15 protein-coding genes are annotated in these 18,924 nt (G+C 68.7%); 9 read left to right on the top strand and 6 right to left on the bottom strand.

Annotation, left to right across the window (positions count from 1 at the left end):
* Positions 1–49 precede the first annotated feature (49 nt).
* On the top strand, positions 50–3,202 hold the full coding sequence (locus AB0I81_RS37990; RefSeq protein ID WP_360667285.1) for a PDZ domain-containing protein: 3,153 nt from the start codon (positions 50–52) through the stop codon (positions 3,200–3,202).
* On the opposite strand, the gene AB0I81_RS37995 is transcribed toward AB0I81_RS37990, so the two are convergent.
* A complete protein-coding gene (locus tag AB0I81_RS37995) occupies positions 3,196–4,245 on the bottom strand; it encodes an aminotransferase class I/II-fold pyridoxal phosphate-dependent enzyme (RefSeq protein ID WP_360667287.1) in 1,050 nt (349 codons plus the stop codon). The two genes, AB0I81_RS37990 and AB0I81_RS37995, sit on opposite strands and share 7 nt — an antisense overlap.
* A 125-nt stretch (positions 4,246–4,370) precedes the next feature.
* Here AB0I81_RS37995 and AB0I81_RS38000 point away from each other — a divergent pair, with 125 nt between their 5' ends.
* From AB0I81_RS38000 to AB0I81_RS38010, 3 genes are all read left to right on the top strand, one after another.
* A complete protein-coding gene (locus AB0I81_RS38000; protein WP_360667290.1) occupies positions 4,371–5,213 on the top strand; it encodes an aminoglycoside adenylyltransferase domain-containing protein in 843 nt (280 codons plus the stop codon).
* 159 nt (positions 5,214–5,372) lie between these two features.
* On the top strand, positions 5,373–6,722 hold the full coding sequence (locus AB0I81_RS38005; protein ID WP_360667293.1) for a glycoside hydrolase family 43 protein: 1,350 nt from the start codon (positions 5,373–5,375) through the stop codon (positions 6,720–6,722).
* A gap of 296 nt (positions 6,723–7,018) precedes the next feature.
* On the top strand, positions 7,019–8,413 hold the full coding sequence (locus AB0I81_RS38010; protein WP_360667296.1) for a family 43 glycosylhydrolase: 1,395 nt from the start codon (positions 7,019–7,021) through the stop codon (positions 8,411–8,413).
* Positions 8,414–8,940: 527 nt separating this feature from the next.
* On the opposite strand, the gene lexA is transcribed toward AB0I81_RS38010, so the two are convergent.
* Positions 8,941–9,648: a transcriptional repressor LexA gene (lexA, locus tag AB0I81_RS38015; protein WP_360667299.1), complete on the bottom strand. Its 708-nt coding sequence runs from the start codon at positions 9,646–9,648 to the stop codon at positions 8,941–8,943.
* Between the two features lie 621 nt (positions 9,649–10,269).
* Here lexA and AB0I81_RS38020 point away from each other — a divergent pair.
* The 4 genes from AB0I81_RS38020 to AB0I81_RS38035 all read left to right on the top strand — a co-directional run bounded on the left by AB0I81_RS38020 (position 10,270) and on the right by AB0I81_RS38035 (position 15,383).
* On the top strand, positions 10,270–10,551 hold the full coding sequence (locus AB0I81_RS38020; RefSeq protein WP_360667302.1) for a hypothetical protein: 282 nt from the start codon (positions 10,270–10,272) through the stop codon (positions 10,549–10,551).
* A 287-nt stretch (positions 10,552–10,838) separates the two neighbouring features.
* A complete protein-coding gene (locus AB0I81_RS38025) occupies positions 10,839–11,123 on the top strand; it encodes a LysM peptidoglycan-binding domain-containing protein (RefSeq protein WP_360667305.1) in 285 nt (94 codons plus the stop codon).
* A 982-nt stretch (positions 11,124–12,105) separates the two neighbouring features.
* Positions 12,106–12,561 (top strand): transcriptional regulator NrdR, encoded by a 456-nt coding sequence (nrdR, locus tag AB0I81_RS38030; RefSeq protein WP_360667308.1) that lies wholly within the window; start codon positions 12,106–12,108, stop codon positions 12,559–12,561.
* A complete protein-coding gene (locus AB0I81_RS38035; protein WP_360667311.1) occupies positions 12,558–15,383 on the top strand; it encodes a vitamin B12-dependent ribonucleotide reductase in 2,826 nt (941 codons plus the stop codon). The genes nrdR and AB0I81_RS38035 overlap by 4 nt, the downstream gene beginning before the upstream one ends.
* A 54-nt stretch (positions 15,384–15,437) precedes the next feature.
* On the opposite strand, the gene AB0I81_RS38040 is transcribed toward AB0I81_RS38035, so the two are convergent.
* Together AB0I81_RS38040 and AB0I81_RS38045 are read right to left on the bottom strand one after the other, a co-directional pair.
* Positions 15,438–16,124, bottom strand: a complete 687-nt coding sequence (locus AB0I81_RS38040; RefSeq protein ID WP_360667314.1) for a hypothetical protein — start codon at positions 16,122–16,124, stop codon at positions 15,438–15,440.
* Positions 16,121–16,612: a SigE family RNA polymerase sigma factor gene (locus AB0I81_RS38045; RefSeq protein ID WP_360667317.1), complete on the bottom strand. Its 492-nt coding sequence runs from the start codon at positions 16,610–16,612 to the stop codon at positions 16,121–16,123. Before AB0I81_RS38045 ends, AB0I81_RS38040 begins: the two co-directional genes overlap by 4 nt.
* A 236-nt stretch (positions 16,613–16,848) precedes the next feature.
* On the opposite strand from AB0I81_RS38045, the gene AB0I81_RS38050 reads away from it, so the two are divergent.
* Complete coding sequence (locus tag AB0I81_RS38050) at positions 16,849–17,358, top strand: hypothetical protein (RefSeq protein ID WP_360667320.1); 510 nt, start codon at positions 16,849–16,851, stop codon at positions 17,356–17,358.
* 25 nt (positions 17,359–17,383) lie between these two features.
* Here the strand turns inward: AB0I81_RS38050 and AB0I81_RS38055 are convergent, their stop codons facing one another.
* Positions 17,384–17,878 carry a hypothetical protein gene (locus AB0I81_RS38055; RefSeq protein WP_360667323.1) on the bottom strand — a complete coding sequence of 165 codons (495 nt, stop codon included), beginning with the start codon at positions 17,876–17,878 and terminating at the stop codon, positions 17,384–17,386.
* A 161-nt stretch (positions 17,879–18,039) separates the two neighbouring features.
* A complete protein-coding gene (locus AB0I81_RS38060; protein ID WP_360667326.1) occupies positions 18,040–18,864 on the bottom strand; it encodes a glycerophosphodiester phosphodiesterase family protein in 825 nt (274 codons plus the stop codon).
* Positions 18,865–18,924: the final 60 nt, after the last annotated feature.

Raw genomic sequence — 18,924 nt, forward strand, 5'->3', positions numbered from 1 at the left:
GCGGAGGAATTCTTGGGTCCCGCTTGGCGGCGCGGTTTAATGTGCACGTGTGGCAAACGGCGCATACCTGAGATACCCGCACCTGCATGGTGACCTGGTCACCTTCGTCGCCGACGACGACGTCTGGCTGGCACCACTGACCGGCGGAAGGGCCTGGCGGTTCACCGCCGAGCGCGTACCCGTCTCGTACCCGAGATTCTCGCCCGACGGCGGGCGCATCGCCTGGACCGGCACCAGAGAAGGGGCCCCCGAGGTGTTCTCGGCCGAGATCGACGGCGCGGAGGGCGAACGGCTGACCTACTGGGGCGACTCCGCCACCTCGGTCCGCGGCTGGACCGGCGACGGTGACGTGCTCGCGATCAGCTCGACCGGGCAGGGCATGGACGCGCGGCGCTGGGCCTTCGCCGTGCCGCTCGACGGCAGCGGCGCGACGCGGCTGCCCTACGGGTGGGTGAGCGACGTGGCGCGCAGCGGCGCGCGGGTCGCGACCGTGTCGTCGATGTGGCGCGAGCCCTCCCAGTGGAAGCGGTACCGCGGCGGCACGGCGGGCAAGATCTGGGTGGACGCCGAGGGCGACGGGGAGTTCGCCCGGCTGTTCGGCGACAGCGCCGCGCAGTACTGGTCGGTGAGCTGGGTCGGGGACCGGATCGTGTTCCTGTCCGACGAGGACGGCGTCGGCAACCTCTACTCCGCCCTGCCCGACGGCTCCGACCTGCGTAAGCACAGCTCCCACGAGCAGTTCTACGCCCGCCAGGCGGCCGGCGACGGCGAGCGGGTGATCTACGTTCACGCCGGTGACCTGTGGCTGCTGGAGAGCCTGGACGCCGAGCCGTACCGGCTGGACGTGCGGCTGGGCGGTCCGCGGCCGGGGCGGGCCAGTCGGCCGGCGCCGCTGCGGGCGGGCGCCTTCTCGCCGGACAAGACCGGGCGGGCCAGCGCGGTCGAGATCCGCGGGACCGCGCACTGGGTGACCCACCGCGACGGGCCCGCCGGGGTGCTGCGGGCCGAGCCGGGCGTGCGCGTACGGCTGCCGCAGGTGCTCGACGCCGACGGCAAGGCCGTGTGGGTGTCCGACGCCGGCGGCGAGGAGGCGCTGGAGATCGGCACCCCCGGCAGCGAGGTCAGGACGCTGGCCGCCGGGCAACTCGGCCGGGTGCTCGAACTGGTCGCCGCGCCCGACGGCAAGCACGTGGCCGTGGCCACGCACGACGGGCGGCTGCTGGTCGTGGATCTGGACTCGGAGAACGTCCGTGAGTTGGACCGCAGCACGCAGGGAGACGTCAGCGGGCTGGCGTTCTCGCCCGACTCCGGCTGGCTGGCCTGGGAGCACCCGCACGAGCAGCGGCTGACCCAGATCAGGATCGGGCGGGTGGACGGCACCTCGGTGGTCGAGGTGACGCCCGTGCGATTCGTGGACTACGACCCGGTGTTCACCAAGGACGGCAAGCACCTGGCGTTCCTGTCGGTGCGCACGTTCGACCCTGTTTACGACACCCACGTGTTCGACCTGGCCTTTCCCGCCGGGTGCCGGCCGTACATCGTGCCGCTGCAGGCCGCCACGCCGTCCCCGTTCGACCCCTCCCTGCAGGGGCGCGGGTTCAACGGGGAGGACGACAGCCCGGCGAAGGGGGACAAGAAGGACAAGGACGACGAGCCGCCGCGTACCCAGGTCGATCCCGACGGGATCTTCGCCCGCCTGGTGCCCGTGCCGGTGCCGGCCGGGCACTACGGCAACCTGCGTGCCGCCAAGGACGCGTTGTTGTGGTTGCGCTACCCGATCTCGGGCCGTCTCGGCGACGGCAGCGAGCAGAGCGCTGACGTCGTGCTGGAACGCTACGACCTCAAGAAGCGCGCCAAGGCCGAGCTGTGCAGGGAGATCCGCACGTTCGAGGTCAGCGGCGACGGCTCCAGGCTCGTGCTCAACGGCAAGAACGGCCTGCAGACCCGCGCCGCGGGCGAGGGCGACGACGTCGTGTCCATCGACCTCGACCGGATCACCGTGCAGATCGAGCCGGTGGCCGAATGGCGGCAGAGCTTCCGCGAGGCGGGGCGGCTCATGCGCGACCACTTCTGGCGCGCCGACATGAACGGCGTGGACTGGCAGGGCGTGCTCGACCGCTACGAGCCGCTGGTCGAACGGATCGGCTCGCACTCGGAGCTGGTCGACCTGCTCTGGGAGACGCAGGGCGAGCTGGGCACCTCGCACGCCTACGCCTACGGCAACGGGCCTGGCACCGACCCCCGCCGCCGCCAGGGCCTGCTCGGCGCAGACCTGACCAGGGACGCCGACGGCGTGTGGCGGGTCGCGCGCATCCTGCCCGGCGAGTCCTCCGACCACAACGCCCGCTCGCCGCTGCTCGCTCCCGGCGTCGCGGTCCGCCCCGGCGACGCGATCCTCGCGGTCGGCGGACGCCCGGTCGATCCGGTACGCGGCCCGCTGGCCCTGCTGTCCGGCACCGCGAACCAGCCCATCGAGCTGACCGTGCGGCACGCCTCCGGCGGCGACGTGCGCCGGGTGGTGGTCAGCCCGATCTCCGACGAGATGCAACTGCGCTACCACGACTGGGTGGAGGACCGGCGCGCCTACGTCCGGCGGGTCTCGGACGGCAAACTGGGCTACCTGCACGTGCCCGACATGGCGGCGGCCGGATGGGCGCAGTTCCACCGGGACCTGCGTACCGAGATGGCCTTCGACGGGCTGATCGTGGACGTGCGGGAGAACGGCGGCGGCCACCTGTCGGAGCTCGTCCTGGAGAAGTTGTCGCGCAAGGTCACGGGCTGGGCGCTGGCGCGCGGCTACAACCCGATGCGTTACCCCGACGACTCGCCGCGCGGGCCCGTGGTCGCGATCGCGGACGAGTTCGCCGGGTCCGACGGCGACATCGTCAGCGCGGGCATCAAGAACCGCGGGATCGGGCCGCTGGTGGGCGTGCGGACGTGGGGCGGGGTGATCGGCATCGACAATCGCTACTCGCTGGTCGACGGCACCGTGGTCACCCAGCCCCGGTACTCCCACTGGATCGAGGGGCCGGGGTGGAACGTCGAGAACTACGGCGTCGATCCCGACGTCGAAGTGGTGATCACGCCCCAGGATCGGGTGGCGGGGCGTGATCCGCAGCTGGACAAGGCCGTCGAACTGGCGCTGGCGGCACTCGCCGAGCACCCGGCGGCCACTCCGCCGGAGCTGCCGCCGCTTCAGTAGGCGCGGGCCAGGCGGTTGAGGATCTCCTGGAGTATGGCCTCGGTGGTGGCGAAGTTGAGCCGGACACAGTGCTCGCCGCCGGGGCCGAAGCCCGCGCCGTCGTTCAGCCGGACCCTGGCCTCGCGCTCGAACACCTCGGCCATGCCGGGCCGTCCCACGTGCAACCAGGCCAGGTACGTCGCCTCGGGGACGCGGTAGCGGAACGTGTCCGGCAGGCGGTCGGCGATCGTGTGCCGGTTGCGCTCCAGGAGTGCCACCGTCCGCGCCAGCCAGTCGTCACCGTGCCGCCAGGCCGCCACCGTCGCCTCGACGCCGAAGACGCTGGGGGAGCCGTACACGAAGGGGGGCTGCGCCTCCAGCGCCTCGCGGACGCCGCGGTGGCCGAGGTGGGCCACCGAGCACCGGATGCCGCCCAGGTTGAACGCCTTGGTCGCGGACGTGATCGTGACCGTGCGCTCGGGCAGGATCGTGGCGAACGGGATGTGCCGGTTCGGCTCGTAGACCAGATCGGCATGGATCTCGTCCGCGATGACCAGCAGGTCGTGGCGTTCGGCGTGCTCGGCCAACTCGGTCAGCTCGGTCCTGGTGAAGACGCGGCCGGTCGGGTTGTGCGGGTTGACCAGCAGGAGCACCCGGCAGCCCGAGAGGTCGGGCACCTCGAACCGCCACGTGTCGCCGTCCGGCTCCATCTGGATGGGGCGCAGCGGGCGATCCATGACGCTCAGCGTGTCCAGGAACGGGTGGTAGGCGGGCACGTGCAGCGCGACGCCGTCGCCCGGCCGGGTCCAGAGCTGGAGGAGCACCTGGAGGGCCTGGTTGAGGTCGTTGAACGGGCGCACCAGCCCCGGGTCGGCCTGCCAGCCGAACTTTCCGGCCATGCGCTCGGCGAACGCCTCTGCCAGCGGGCCGGCCGCCGGGTCCAGCAGCCAGGCCGGATATCCCAGGTCACCGTCGGCGCGCCGGCGCAGCACCTCGGACACGGCCGGCGCGGTGGGCAGATCCATGTCGGCCACCCAGGCGGGGATCACATCCTGATCGACCACCGCCCACTTAAGACCATCATGCGTGGATTTAAGGCTTAAAGGGGTATATGCGTCGTTCACTCGGCCATTCTAAGATCCTTGAATGTGATGAGGCGCTGGCAAGGACTGTGGCAGGCTGGGCGGCCATGACGCTCCACCCGAAGATCGACGCGATCGTCGAGACCTATCTCTCCGTGGCCGACGCGGAGGCTCCAGGTCTGGTGGCGGGGCTCTATCTGGAGGGCTCCGCGGCCCTGGGCGACTACCGGCCCGGAGCCAGCGACGTCGACTTCGTGGCCGTGACGGCCGAGCCGCCGGCGGCCGAGGTGCTGGAGCGTATCCACACCCGCCTCGGCGCCCATCCCTTCGAAGGCGTCTACCTCACCTTCGACGACCTGCAGCGCGACCCCACCGAACTGGGCGAACGCCCACGGGCGCGGTCCGGGCGGCTCAACCGCAGGGGCGGGGTCGATCCCGTCACCTGGCACACGCTGGCCCGCCACGGCGTGACCTGCCGGGGGCCCGAGCCCGAAGAGCTGAAGATCTGGAACGATCCCGCCGTCCTGGCCACCTGGACCGACCGCAACCTCGACCTCTACTGGCGCCGCCTGGTCACCCGCGCCTCCCGCCCGTTCACGCCGTGGGGGCTGATGTGCCTCGGCGGGTACGGCGTCGTGTGGGTGGTCACCGGGGTCGCCCGGTTGCACTACACGATCGCGACGGGCGAGATCACCTCCAAGACGGGGGCGGGGCGGCACGCTCTGACGGCCTTTCCCGAGCGCTGGCACCGGGTGGTGAACGAGGCGCTGCGCCTGCGCGAGCAGGACACCGCCGTGTCGACGCCGGTCGGGGTGATCTCGGGGCTGGGGGATCATTTCGGTACGCCGCGGCGGTCGTTGTACGGCTCGCCGTTCGAGCGCAGGAGTGACGTGCTGGGTTTCGCCGACCATGCGATCACGGCGGCGCACAAGCTCTACGGGGACCGCTGACGGGGCCTGTGGCATGTCATCCTGCACACGGGATGCAACGCGGCTCGGCGGGGATTGACGGGTCGTCCGTCGCCGGGGTACGAATGCGCGCATCTGCTCTCACCGTTCCCGCTTCATACGCGGTGAGATGTTAACGCTAACACCGCGGAGGGCCGCTGGATGCGTACACGTTCGAGCCTTAGGAGCGTTCTCAGAGCCTGCGCGGCGCTCCTCGTCGCTGCCCTGGTGCTGGTGCCGTCCCCCTCCGCGCACGCGGCTGGACCCGCGCCGCACTACTTGATGACGGCCTTCACCAACGCCAGCGAATCCAACATGTACGTGTACGACTCCTTCAACGGCACCGCCTACAACCTCATCCGGGCCAACGCCTACACGCCGCCCTCCGGGCTGATCCGCGATCCGAGCGTGATCCGGCACACCGACGGTTACTACTACCTCGTCTACACCACCAACTGGACCGGCAACACCATCGGCTTCGCCCGCAGCGCCGACAGCGTGAGCTGGACGTTCCTGCGCAACGTGACCGTCGGGCTGAACGGGGCCACCGGCAGCACCTGGGCGCCGGAGTGGTTCAAGGACGGCGACGGCAGTGTGCACGTGATCTTCTCGGCGTCCACGACGGGCACGGCCGGGCAGTTCAGGCCGTACCGGATCACCGCGTCCAACAGCGCCCTGTCGGCCTGGAGCGCCCCGGTGGCGCTGGGCATCCCGGCGAACTACATCGACAGCTTCCTGGTCAAGGTCGGCTCGACTTACCACAGCTTCCTGAAGAACGAGACGACCAAGTACATCGAGCACGCCACCGCCACCTCGCTCACCGGGCCGTGGACGTTCACCGGCACCGGGAACTGGGCGGGCTGGGGCTCGGGCCTGGAGGGCCCGGCGCTGACGCGGCTGCCCGACGGCCGGTGGCGGATCTACTTCGACAACTACACCGGCGGACGTTACTACTACGCCGACAGCTCGAACCTGTCGTCGTTCGGGGCCAAGATCGAGCTGACCGCCCTGTCCGGGACGGCCAGGCACTTCACCGTGCTGCGCGAGGACGCCGGCGACACGACGGCCGTCCCCACTGGCAACCGGTCGCTGCGCTCGGCCAACTTCCCCGACCGGTACCTGCGCCACCGCGGCGGCCTGGCCTACCTCGACCCGCTGTCCGCCTCCAGCCCCCTCGCCGACCGCCAGGCCGCCACCTTCACCGTCACGGCCGGGCTCGCTCACGCCGGTTGTTACTCCCTGCAGTCGGCCACCCAGCCCGGTTACTACCTGCGGCACTACAACATGCGGCTGGCCCTGCAACGCGACGACGGCTCGGCGATCTTCAAGGGCGACGCCACGTTCTGTGGCCGGGGCGGGCTGGCGGGTGGGGGGACGATCTCGCTCGAGTCCTACAACCTGCCAGGGCGCTACCTGCGCCATTACAACTACGAGTTGCGGCTGGACCTGTGGGCTTCGGGCTCGGTGTTCGCCTCGGACGCTTCGTACACGATCACCTCCCCCCTGTCCTGACCCTCTTTCTTCAAAACGGCGCCCCCAGCCCTTCCACCAGAAGGACACCCATGCCCAGCCCTTCGCACCTCCCACCTGGTCCCGCACACCTCCTGCGTAGGCCCGCACACCTCCTGCGTAGGCCCGCACACCTCCTGCGTAGGCCCGCACACCTCCTGCGTAGGCCCGCACACCTCCTGCGTAGGCCCGCACACCTCCCACCCACTTCGCGTAGCAGCGCGCTCGCCTCGCGTACCGGCGCACTCGCCACCCTCCGCCGGGCGGTGATCCTCACCCTCCTGGCTACGCTGCTCACCGTGACCGCCAACCTCCTGTCACCGGGCGCCGCGCACGCCTCGCCGGCGGTGCAGTACAGCAACCCGGTGGCCGCCCAGCGCGCCGACCCGCACATCTTCCGCCACACCGACGGCTACTACTACTTCACCGCGACCGCCCCCGAGTACGACCGCATCGTCCTGCGCCGCGCCACCACCATCGCGGGCCTGGCCAGTGCCCCCGAGAGTGTCATCTGGCGCAAACACGCCACCGGCGAGATGGGCGCGCACATCTGGGCACCGGAGATCCACTTCATCAACGGCAGGTGGTACATCTACTTCGCCGCCGGCCGCGCCGACGACGTGTGGCGCATCCGCATGTACGTCCTGGAGAACGCCTCCGCCAACCCCCTGACCGGCACCTGGACCGAACGCGGCCGGATCACCACCCCCTGGGACACCTTCTCGCTCGACGCCTCCACGTTCGTCGCGAACGGCGTGCGCTACCTGCTCTGGGCCCAGCAGGAGCCCGGCATCGCGACGAACTCCAACCTGTACATCGCCCGGATGGGCACAAACCCATGGACGATCACCGGCGCGACGACCCGGCTGACGGTTCCGACGCTGGCCTGGGAGACACGCGGCTACAAGGTCGCCGAAGGGCCGTCCGTGCTGCAACGCAACGGCCGGCTCTTCCTGACGTACTCGGCCAGCGCGACGGACGCGAACTACTGCCTCGGCATGCTGACCGCCTCGGCCTCGGCGGACCCGCTGCAGGCGTCGTCCTGGACGAAGAGCCAGAGCCCGGTCTTCGCCGGCAACGCCGCGACCAGCCAGTACGGCCCGGGACACAACTCCTTCACGACCTCTGAGGACGGCCAGAGCGACATCCTCGTCTACCACGATCGCAGCTACCGCGACATCTCCGGCGATCCCCTGAACGACCCGAACCGGCGCACACGGGTGCAGAAGGTGTACTGGCGCTCGGACGGCACACCCGACTTCGGCATCCCGGTGCCCGACGGGCTCACGCCGGCGCGGCTGCTGTCGTACGACACGCCCGGGGCGGCGGTGCGGCACTGGAATTTCCGCGCCCGGCTTGAGCCGAACGTGACGCCGCTCGCGGACTCACAGTTCCGGCTCGCGACGGGCCTGTCCGGGTCGGGGACGGTCTCCCTGGAATCGACCAACTACCCCGGCTACTACCTGCGACATCGCAACCATGAGGGCTGGGTGGAACGGCGGGACGGGTCCGCCCTGTTCAACGCGGACGCCAGCTTCGTCAGAAGGACCGGGCTGGCGGGAACCGGAACGGTGTCCCTGGAATCGGTCAACTTCCCCGGGTACTTCGTGCGGCATCGGGGTGGGCAGGTGTGGATCGAGCAGAATGACGGATCGAGCACCTTCAGAGCAAACGCCAGCTTCGTCCTGGAGTAACGCCCCCACCCGACCAACCACCACCTTGTTCGTCCCGTTTGGGGGCCACTGTCACGGTCCGCTGGTCATGGCGATCAAGGGAACGGCTCGCCGGTTATGTGGGGCCACGGCGCACTTGTTGCGGTGATCATGGGTGCGGCTTGTTTGCCACAGTAACCACGGGTGCGGCTCGCTTGCCACGGTGACCACGCTTACGGTCCGCTGGTCAAGTGGCCACCACGCTCTGTCGTGTGGTGGTGTCGGCGTACACCGTCCCGCGCCCGCTCGGCGGCAAGGAGGCCATCTACGCACCAGTGCAGAAGGGAACCCAGGCCACCCGCGCCCGCTCGGCGGCGAGGCCATCTATGCACCGGTGCAGAAGGAAGGGACACGCCCGCATCCGCTCGGCGGCGAGTCACTAACCCCCTGGACATGCGTTTTGGCACCCCGGAGGGGGTGCGTTTGAAACACCGTGGGCGGTCTGTCTGGCGCGCGCCGGTACGCGGCGCGGGGCGGTTGGACGCGCGCCCGAGCCTGCCCAGGCCCCGCTACAACCGGCGCAGGACCGCTACGACCTTGCCCAGAACGCTGGCCTCGTCACCAGGGATGGGTTCGTAGTTGGGGTTGTGGGGGACAAGCCAAACGTGGCCGTCCTTACGCTTGAAGGTCTTGACCGTGGCCTCGCCCTCGATCATGGCGGCCACGATGTCGCCGCTCTCCGCCACGGGCTGCTGACGTACGACCACCCAGTCGCCGTCGGCGATGGCTGCCTCGATCATCGAGTCACCGGCGACCTGCAGGAGGAACAGGGTGCCTTCACCGACGAGCTGTTTGGGCAGGGCGAAGACGTCTTCGACGCTCTCCTCGGCCAGGATCGGCCCACCGGCGGCGATGCGGCCCACGAGTGGGACGTAGGCGGCAGTGGGCCGGTTGACCGTGGGCTCCACCTCGGTGGAGTCGGGGTCGACCCAGAGCACGGGCTCACCCGGGAGGCGGACCTCGAGCGCACGCGGCCGGTGAGGGTCACGACGCAGGTAGCCCTTGCGCTGTAGCGCGGTGAGCTGGTGCGACACGCTGGACGTGCTCGTCAGCTGCACCGCCTCGCCGATCTCACGCATGGAGGGCGGGTATCCGCGCTGTTGTACCGAGTCGCGGATCACTTCGAGGATCTTGCGCTGCCTGGGCGTCAAGCCCAGGGAGTCTCGCCGGCGCACCGCGAGGTCGCTGACCCCGTTTGCGTCATCCCGCTCGGTCATGCTCTTCCTCCTCGCCTGGCGGCCCGCCTCACCGGCGAACCTCCCGGTCTGTGGTCCTGATGTCGCACACAGCGACCGTATCGCTGTTGAAGATCATCTTCAAACAATTGTTCGAGTCTTCCTCGAAATTGTCGCCAGTGTGGTGTACAACATCGTACGGGAGTTCGATCGACACCGTGTTCGATTTGCTGATCTTTATTTGGCCTTTCCTCAGGCCACACGGCAGGAGGTCAACCATGCGAACACCCACAAATACGGACACGACCAGCGAAGACGTCAAGCAGCTAACACTGATCGCCGAAGCCACGCAGAGTAAGGATCGACGGGGCGACAATACGCGTGCGGGGGCCGGGGCTCGAAGGAATTCCGGCAAGAGGTTGGGGCCCCGTTCGAGTGATGGTGGAAGATCCCATTTGCGCCTCGTCCCGTCACCGCGTGCAACCGATGAGACAGACGAAACCGCGCCATCAGAACGTGATCACACGCAACCAAGACGCGGTAAGGCCGCACCGGCCGGCGACGAGGACACCTCCCCGGACCGGAGATCCCGAGCGAGAGGCACCAGGCAAGGGGAGAAGGCCCAGGGGTCCAAGGGCCGTGGCAAGAAGGGTCGAAGGGGGGATGGACGCTCTGAAGCGGACCGCACTGACGGCACCCGTACTGACGACACCCGTGCGGGTGGTGGCCCTGCGGGGGGCGCACGCCCGGCGGTCGTCCGTACGGAGGGAGCGGTCGTTCGTGCAGAGGGAGAGGACAGCCGTTCGGGGGGCGGCCGTACAGGCAGCATCCGTGCAGACGGCCTTCGTGCAGACGGCCTTCGTGCAGACGGCGTTGGTGCAGATGGCGTTAGCGCAGAGGGCTCCGGTGCGGATGGGGGGCAGCAAGAGAAAGCCGGTCGCGTGAGGAAGGGGGTGGCGGGAAAGATGCGTTCATCGGGCGTTGCCGCAAGCCGAGCGGCCGCTTCTGCACGGAGGCAGGCGGCACTTCGACGGCGGTCCGCTGCCACTTCAGCTTCCATGCGGCGAGTCGCCGCCGCGCCCGCTTCCGCGCGCCGGGCTCCTGCCGCTCCTTCCGCCCGGGGAGCGGGCGTTCCCTCGCGTCGGAGGGCCACGTCCGGTTTCGGCGGACGAGGAAGGGCTCTCGGGGGAAGAGATGCCGCTCCCGTTCGGTTGACCCGAAGAGGGAAGATCGTGCTGGTGGTGGTTATGGCGTTGCTGTCGTTGGGCGGGTTCTGGCTTGGTACGCGGGCCGCCGGGCATGCGGCGGTGCAGGTCGTGACGGCCGATCATGCCGGGTTGCCGTGGGTCGAGGTTCGCAAGGGGGACACACTATGGAAGATCGCCGACGCACTCTCGCAGCAGGGTGACACGGGCGCTCTCGTGGCGGAGATCAAGCGGCTGAACGGCCTGCCCGACTCCCTCATTTACCCGAACACCCGCCTCTACGTCCCAAAGGACACCACCGCCTTACGCTGATCGCTGCCCGAACCGCACCAGTTCACCGCAGCAAGTGCGATACGGACTGGCGTTCACCCGAGACAGCACGCCAGTAGCTTTGGCGGCTGCGGCTGCGGCTGCGGCTGCGGCTGCGGCGGGTGGCGGGTGGCGGCGGCGTCGGTGTGCGTCAGCGTGCCCGTTCTTGCGCACCGCGTCTCCTGCGCAGGCACCCCGCCGCGCAAGGATTCCGCCGCGCAAGGATTCCGCCGCGCAGGCACCCCGCCGCGCAAGGATTCCGCCGCGCAGGCACCCCGCCGCGCAAGGATTCCGCCACGCAGGCACCTCGCCAGGCAGATACCGGACCGGGAACGCGGACCAGGAACGCGGACAGATAGCCACAAACCGGCACGCACCAATACGGTGACGGCCGCTCAGGTGAGGCAGCCTTGGCCACACGCCCGGGTCACACGTCGCCGAGCGCCCGGCCTGCGCCAGTCGGCTCATCGGCCACGGCTCACCGGCCACGGGCTTCGGCCAGGGCTCACTGGCCACGGGCTACAGGTGCGGGCTGCAGGTGTGGGCGGCGGCGTGTGTGCCGGGGGATGGTTGGACAAGCGGCGAGAGGCGTGGGGGTCGGGTGCGAGTGGGGCGTTGTGGGAGAGGTGGTGAGTGGCTGGTGTTTCGTCGGGTACGTTTGTGAGGTTTGTTCACGACCGGGCCTCCAAGCAACGGATGTGACGCTCTCACCTGCAGGAAGATCACCAATCCACCGGCGACACGCCCGGGACTGGTGGGGACAGTGGGCTGATCAGCGACTTCGGTCGGATGGCCCCGCTCAACTTGCGTTCATGGTCGCGCGCTTCTACGGTTGGACCACAACATCTAGTAGTTACACCGATGTAGTTCACCACACCTTGTGTTTTCTGTGAACGCTCCATGGGTAGCCGTGGAGCGTGCGCGAGCGTCCCGTCACGGTGGTCCGGGCGTGTGTGGTGGCCGCAGGCCTTGGAGGGCGAGAAGCGTGCACTGTCCGTTCTGTCGCCACCCTGACACCAGGGTCATCGACAGCCGCTCCACGGAGGACGGCGCGGCCATCCGGCGCCGTCGCACCTGCCCCGAGTGCGGGCGCAGGTTCACCACGCAGGAGACCGTACTGCTCATGGTGAGCAAACGCAGCGGAGTCACGGAACCGTTCTCACGGGACAAGGTGGTCGCGGGCGTGCGGCGCGCGTGCCAGGGCCGGCCGGTCAGCGAGGACTCGCTGGCGCAGCTCGGGCAGCGGGTGGAGGAGGCCATCAGGGCGAAGGGCGCGGCCGAGATCCCCTCCAACGAGGTGGGGCTGGCCATCCTCGGTCCGCTGCGGGAGCTGGACGAGGTCGCCTACCTGCGGTTCGCATCGGTATATCGCGGTTTCGAGAGCCTGGCGGACTTCGAAGCCGAGATCAAACAGTTGAAGGCGGAGAAGGGGGAGTCATGACGGAGACGGCCAGCGGTTCAGTCGCGCGCGGGGGTAAGCGTCCGCGTAAGGGACTGAAGATGAAGCGGATCTTCACTAAGCCCGGTGTGCACCCGTATGACGAGATCCAGTGGGAGCGCCGCGACGTCGTCATGACGAACTGGCGCGACGGGTCGGTCAACTTTGAGCAGCGGGGCGTCGAGTTCCCCGAGGCGTGGTCGGTCAACGCGGCCAACATCGTGACGACCAAGTACTTCCGTGGCGCGGTGGGCACGCCGCAGCGGGAGTGGAGCCTGAAGCAGCTGATCGACCGGGTCGTCGGCGTCTACACCAAGACGGGGGTCGAGCACGGCTACTTCGCCAGCGACGAGGACGCCGAGATCTTCGACCACGAGCTGAAGCACGCGCTGGCGCACCAGGTGTTCGCGTTCAACTCGCCGGTGTGGTTCAACGTGGGCACGCAGTCGCCCCAGCAGGTGAGCGCTTGTTTTATCCTCTCCGTGGACGACGAGATGGAGTCGATCCTGGAGTGGTACAAGGAAGAGGGCGTGATCTTCAAGGGTGGTTCCGGGTCGGGGGTCAACCTGTCCAGGATCCGTTCCTCGAAGGAACTGCTCAGCAGCGGTGGCACGGCCAGCGGGCCGGTGAGCTTCATGCGGGGCGCGGACGCGAGCGCGGGCACCATCAAGTCGGGCGGCGCCACCCGCCGGGCCGCGAAGATGGTCGTGCTCGATGTCGACCACCCCGACATCGAGGAGTTCATCGAGGCCAAGGCGCGCGAGGAGGACAAGGTCCGCGCGCTGCGTGATGCCGGGTTCGACATGGACCTGGGCGGCAAGGACATCGTCTCGGTCCAGTATCAGAACGCCAACAACTCCGTACGCGTCTCCGACGAGTTCATGCGTGCGGTGGAGAAGGGCGACGACTTCGGCCTGCGCGCCCGCCTGACCGGCGAGGTCATCGAGAAGGTCGACGCCAAGGACCTGTTCCGCAAGATGGCCAAGGCGGCGTGGGAGTGCGCCGACCCCGGCGTGCAGTACGACGACACGATCAACGACTGGCACACCACCCCGGAGACGGGGCGGATCACCGCCAGCAACCCGTGCAGCGAGTACGTCCACCTGGACAACTCCTCCTGCAACCTGGCCAGCATCAACCTGCTGAAGTTCCTGAAGGACGACAACTCCTTCAACGTCGCCGACTTCGTCAAGCTGACCGAGCTGATCATCACCGCGATGGACATCTCGATCACCTTCGCCGACTTCCCGACGGAGAAGATCGGCGAGACCACGCGCGCGTACCGGCAGCTCGGCATCGGCTACGCCAACCTGGGCGCGCTGCTCATGGCGACGGGTCACGCCTACGACTCCGACGGCGGCCGGGCCGTCGCGGGGGCGATCACGTCCCTGATGACCGGTGTGTCCTACCGGCGCAGCGCCGAGCTGGCCGGGGTCGTGGGCCCGTACGACGGTTATGCCAGGAACGCCGAGCCGCACAAGCGCGTCATGCGCAAGCACGCCGCGGGCAACGACGACCTGCGCACGGTCGGCTCCATGGACGCGAAGATCCACGCCGAGGCGTCGCGGCAGTGGGCGGAGTGCCTGAAGCTGGGAGAGAAGAACGGCTACCGCAACGCCCAGGCCAGCCTGCTGGCCCCCACGGGCACGATCGGCCTCATGATGGACTGCGACACGACCGGCATCGAGCCGGACCTGGCGCTGGTCAAGTTCAAGAAGCTCGTCGGCGGCGGGTCCATGCAGATCGTCAACCAGACGATCCCGCGGGCGCTCAAGCAGCTCGGCTACCAGCAGGAGCAGATCGAGGCCATCGTCGAGTACATCGGCGAGAACAGCCACGTCGTCGATGCTCCCGGCCTGCGCCCCGAGCACTACGAGGTGTTCGACTGCGCGATGGGCGAGCGGGCGATCGCGCCCATGGGTCACGTCCGCATGATGGCGGCCACGCAGCCGTTCCTGTCCGGGGCCATCTCCAAGACGGTCAACCTGCCCGAGTCGGCCTCGATCGACGACATCGAGCAGGTCTACCTGGAGGGCTGGAAGCTCGGCCTCAAGGCCCTGGCCGTCTACCGCGACAACTGCAAGGTGGGTCAGCCGCTGTCGGCCGGCGACGGCTCCAAGAAGCAGGAGGCCAAGGAGGTCACGGAGCCCGAGGTCAAGGTCATCGAGGTCAACCGGCCGACCCGGCGGCGCATGCCCAACCAGCGGCCGAGCATGACCACCCGCTTCACGGTGGGCGGCGCCAAGGGCTACATGACCGCTTCGTCCTACCCCGACGACGGGCTGGGCGAGGTCTTCCTCAAGATGTCCAAGCAGGGTTCGACTCTGGCGGGCGTCATGGACGCGTTCTCGGTGGCGATCTCCATCGGGCTCCAGTACGGCGTGCCGCTGGAGACGTACATGAGCAAGTTCGTCAACATGCGCTTCGAGCCGGCCGGTATGACGGACGACCCGGACATTCGCATGGCCACCTCGGTGATGGACTACATCTTCCGCCGCGTGGCCCTGGACCACCTGCCCTACGAGGAGCGGGCGGCGCTGGGCATCTTCTCGGCGGCCGAGCGGGCGGCGCAGCAGCGCGGCGAGGACCCGGCGGCCCTGCAGGAGACGGTGGACCGGGAGACCCTGGCCCAGTCGGCCCCCATCGAGGCCGCCAAGCCGAAGGAGGACGGCGACGAGCAGCAGCCGGGTCAGGAGCTGACGCTGGAGAGCCACCAGCGCTTCACCGCCGACGCGCCGCTGTGCATGACCTGCGGCACGAAGATGCGTCCTGCCGGTAGTTGCTACGTGTGCGAGGGCTGCGGCTCGACCAGCGGCTGCAGCTGATATTTGTAGGGAGGTCCGGCCTTGTGGCCGGGCCTCCCTACTCCCCGTGACGGCTCAGGGGTTGCGCGGCTCGTAGACGCCGGCCGTGTAGGAGCCTCCCGGGTACTGGGCGGCCAGTTTGTCCGCGACCTCGCGGTCCTCCAGCCCGAAGGTCGTGTACTTACCCTCGCACTTGATCTCGAAGTCGCACTTGTTATCCACATCCGTGTAAATGGGAACGTCCGCCGCGAACACCCAGTACTCGATCTTCTGCGGCTTGCTCATCCACGCCTCCGCGCCCGTGATCCGGCCCTCCACCGAGGGCGGATCGCCGCACTTCCGGAACCCGCTCGACGTCACCTTGTTGGACGTCGCGCTGTAGTAGTACATGCTGCCGGGCACGGCACATTTCACCCACATGCCCACGGTGGCGCTCTTGGGCCGGTACGTCACCGCGGTGGAAGGCGACCGGCCCGGCTGCTCGGCGACGAGGACGAGATCGTGCTCGGCGACCCGCACGGACTGCGGCAACCCCGTTCCTCCGTTGGCCGCCGGTGCGGGCACAACCGTGGTCGTACCCGCCGGAATCAACCAGAAGGCCGCCGCCAGCGCGGCCCCCGCCGCCCCGAGCCCGATCCCGGCCCTGCGCGCCCGGATCCGCCTGCCCCGCCGCGCGAAGGCGGCCGGGTCGAGCGGCCCGCCCGGTCCCTGCTCGCTGCGCTCGGCGAGCAGCGTGTGAAGGTCATGCTCGCTGTAGGTCATCGTCCCGCTCCCGTGGTCTGGATCTCCGGATTCACGCGCAGTCGTGCCAGCGCCCGGCCGAGTTGCGTCTTCACTGTTCCGAGGGAGCAGCCGAGGGCGTCGGCGCATTGCTGCAGGGTCAGCTCGTCGAAGTAGTGCAGGACGACCACCGCCCGCTGGCGCTTGGACAGCCCTCTGATCGCCGTCCACAACACGTCGCGCTCGCCGGCGTCGCTCGCGAAGTCCGACGGATCGGCCGTGTCAGGCAGTTGCCGGTGCGGCAGCTCGTTCCGCCAGCGCCTGCGCCACCAGGAGGCGTGGATGTTGGTGAGGATCCGGTAGACGTACGGGTCGGGGTCCCCCTCGATCCGCGACCAGGCCATCCAGGCTTTGGTCAGAGCCGTCTGCACCAGATCCTCGGCCGTCGCCCAGTTGGCGGCCAGCAGATACGCCGTACGACGTAGCCGTTCACCGCGCTGCGCCACGTAATCGGCGAACCCGTCGTCCATGTTCCTTGGTCTCCGTCCTCGATGCTCTGTGGATCTATACCGGTTGGCACCGGGGTTTCGGATGACACCATCTCCGATCTTTTTCTGCCGTGATGAGAACTACGGGGACCTGTCAAGAGGAGCTTCTCTACGCCGGCTTCCCCGCCGACCCCGAGACCGCTCGGCACCTGCGGGGAGATGTCCAGTAGCGGACAGCGCATGGATCAAGCGGGCCCCGGTCGGTCATGCTGCCGGATATGAGGCGAATCGCGGTATACGCCGTGGTGTTCGGGGCGCTGCTGTACGGGGTGCACAGGCTGGGCATGGTGGCCGTCGCCCGGCTGATCGGCAACGAGGAGATGATCGTCGGCCTGGACTGCTGCATCGACTACAACAGGAACACGCAAGATCCCTGGGGGAACATCCTGGTCGCCGTCTCGGGCGTGTTCGTCACGCAGGTGGTGGCGTGGGTGGCCATCGGGCTGCTGGCCGCGCGCCGCGGCAACGCCCGGTTGCTGGCGACGCTGGCCGCGACCGCGTACGTGGTCAGCCCGGTGTTGCAGCTCATCGTGTACGTGGTGTGGCACTGGGCGGAGCGCGACTATGTGGCGGTGATCGACTACCTGTGGGTCGCCACGGCGTTGCCGGAGCAGGCGCTGGTCGCGTTGATGTTGTGCTTGTTCGCCGGGTACGCGTTGGTGTTCTGGTGGGCGTGGTGGCAAGCCCGGGACCGGGCCCGCACACTTTCGGTGAGCCACCAACCCTGACGCCCTGCCGTTCACGCAGCTGCCGTTACGGTCGGCCCGGAGTTTGGTCGGTCGTGACTTGCGCCAGGAAACGTCTCAGAGCCTGCGGATTCCGAATCATGTGCAGCTTCGCTTCGGGAGCGTGAGTCGCGATCGCCGCGAGGAGATGCGGTCGGCTCCGGCGTCGGTAGGTCCACACCCACCACCAGAAATCGGCGCGTTCCCGAGAGCGCCGGATCGCCTGCCAGGCGCAACGCCAGAACGAGAAGTCCAGCATGATGATGGTGTCCGCCGCGCGGAGCCGCACCTCGGGAACGTCGTAGGGACCGAGATCACCATCCATGATCCAAGCCCCGGCCTGGACAAGGTCACCTTGGACGGCGGCCCATTGATCGGGAGGAGTCGCCTCAAGCCCTGACCGCCAGAAGTGCTTGTCCAACTCGATGACGGGGAGCCCGGTGATCGCTCCGAGACGGGCCGCGAGGGCCGACTTTCCCGAACCGCCACGCCCAAGGATCACGACTCGCTTCATGGTGGTCATGGTTCCAGGCTGTCCCCGGATCACCCACGACCGCCATGGGATTTCGTCGTCGTACCGGAAGGCACAGGTCAACCCGGTCCGAGAGCCCGGGACCTCGTTGGTCTGGTGTGCAAGGCCGGCGCGCCCAACCGATGCGGTTGGGCGTGCCGGGCGCGTGGGTCTCAGCTGTCGAGTACGTCGTCCAGCACGTCGGGCTTGTTGGTGATGATGCCGTCCACCCGATAGGTGAGCATTCGGCGCATCACATCGGCGTCGTCCACGGTCCAGGTGAGGACCTCCATGTCGAGCGCGTGCACGCGGCGTACGTACGAGGCCGTGAGCGTCCCGTACGGCGGGTTGATCTGGTCGGCGAAGCGCGACAGCTCCCGCAGTTCGCCGGTCGAAGGCGTGCCGAGCAGGCCGATCGGCACGCTGGGCAGCAGGCGGTCGAACCTGCGCATCGAGTCCCAGTCGAACGACTGGACAACCAGCCGGTCAGGCGAGAGCCAGGAGGGGTTGCGGCGCAGTTCGGCGGCGATGCGGCGCTCGATCCCGGAGTAGAGGTGCGGAGCCTTCACTTCCACCAGCACGCCCATGCCCGCGCCGCTCATCGCGCGAAGCGCCTCTCCCAGTGTGGGCACGCGCTCATCGTCGTACTTGTCGGACAGCCACGACCCGGCGTCCAGCTTGCGGATCTGGGCCAGCGTGAGGTCGCCGACGTTCCACGGGGACAGGCCGGGGAAGACCTGCTCGACGTTGGTGGTGCGGGTAAGCGTCGTGTCGTGCATCAGGACCAGCTTGTGGTCCTTGGTCTCCTGGACGTCCAGCTCGAACATGTCGGCGCCCTGGGAGACGGCCAGCTCGAAGGCGGCGATCGTGTTCTCGGGTGCGTAAGCGGAGGCGCCCCGGTGCGCGACGTTGATGACGGTCGCGGCTTGGGCGGGGGCGGTGAGGAGAGTGAGGAGGGTAACGGCGGTCGCGGCGAGGACGGCGAGTCGTCTGGACATGAATCTCCTCGGGTGGAGAGAAGCAACGACTCGACGGTGACAAAATCTTGTGACTGCAAG

It is taken from the genome of Nonomuraea sp. NPDC050404, assembly GCF_040655495.1.
Classification (GTDB): Bacteria; Actinomycetota; Actinomycetes; order Streptosporangiales; family Streptosporangiaceae; genus Nonomuraea.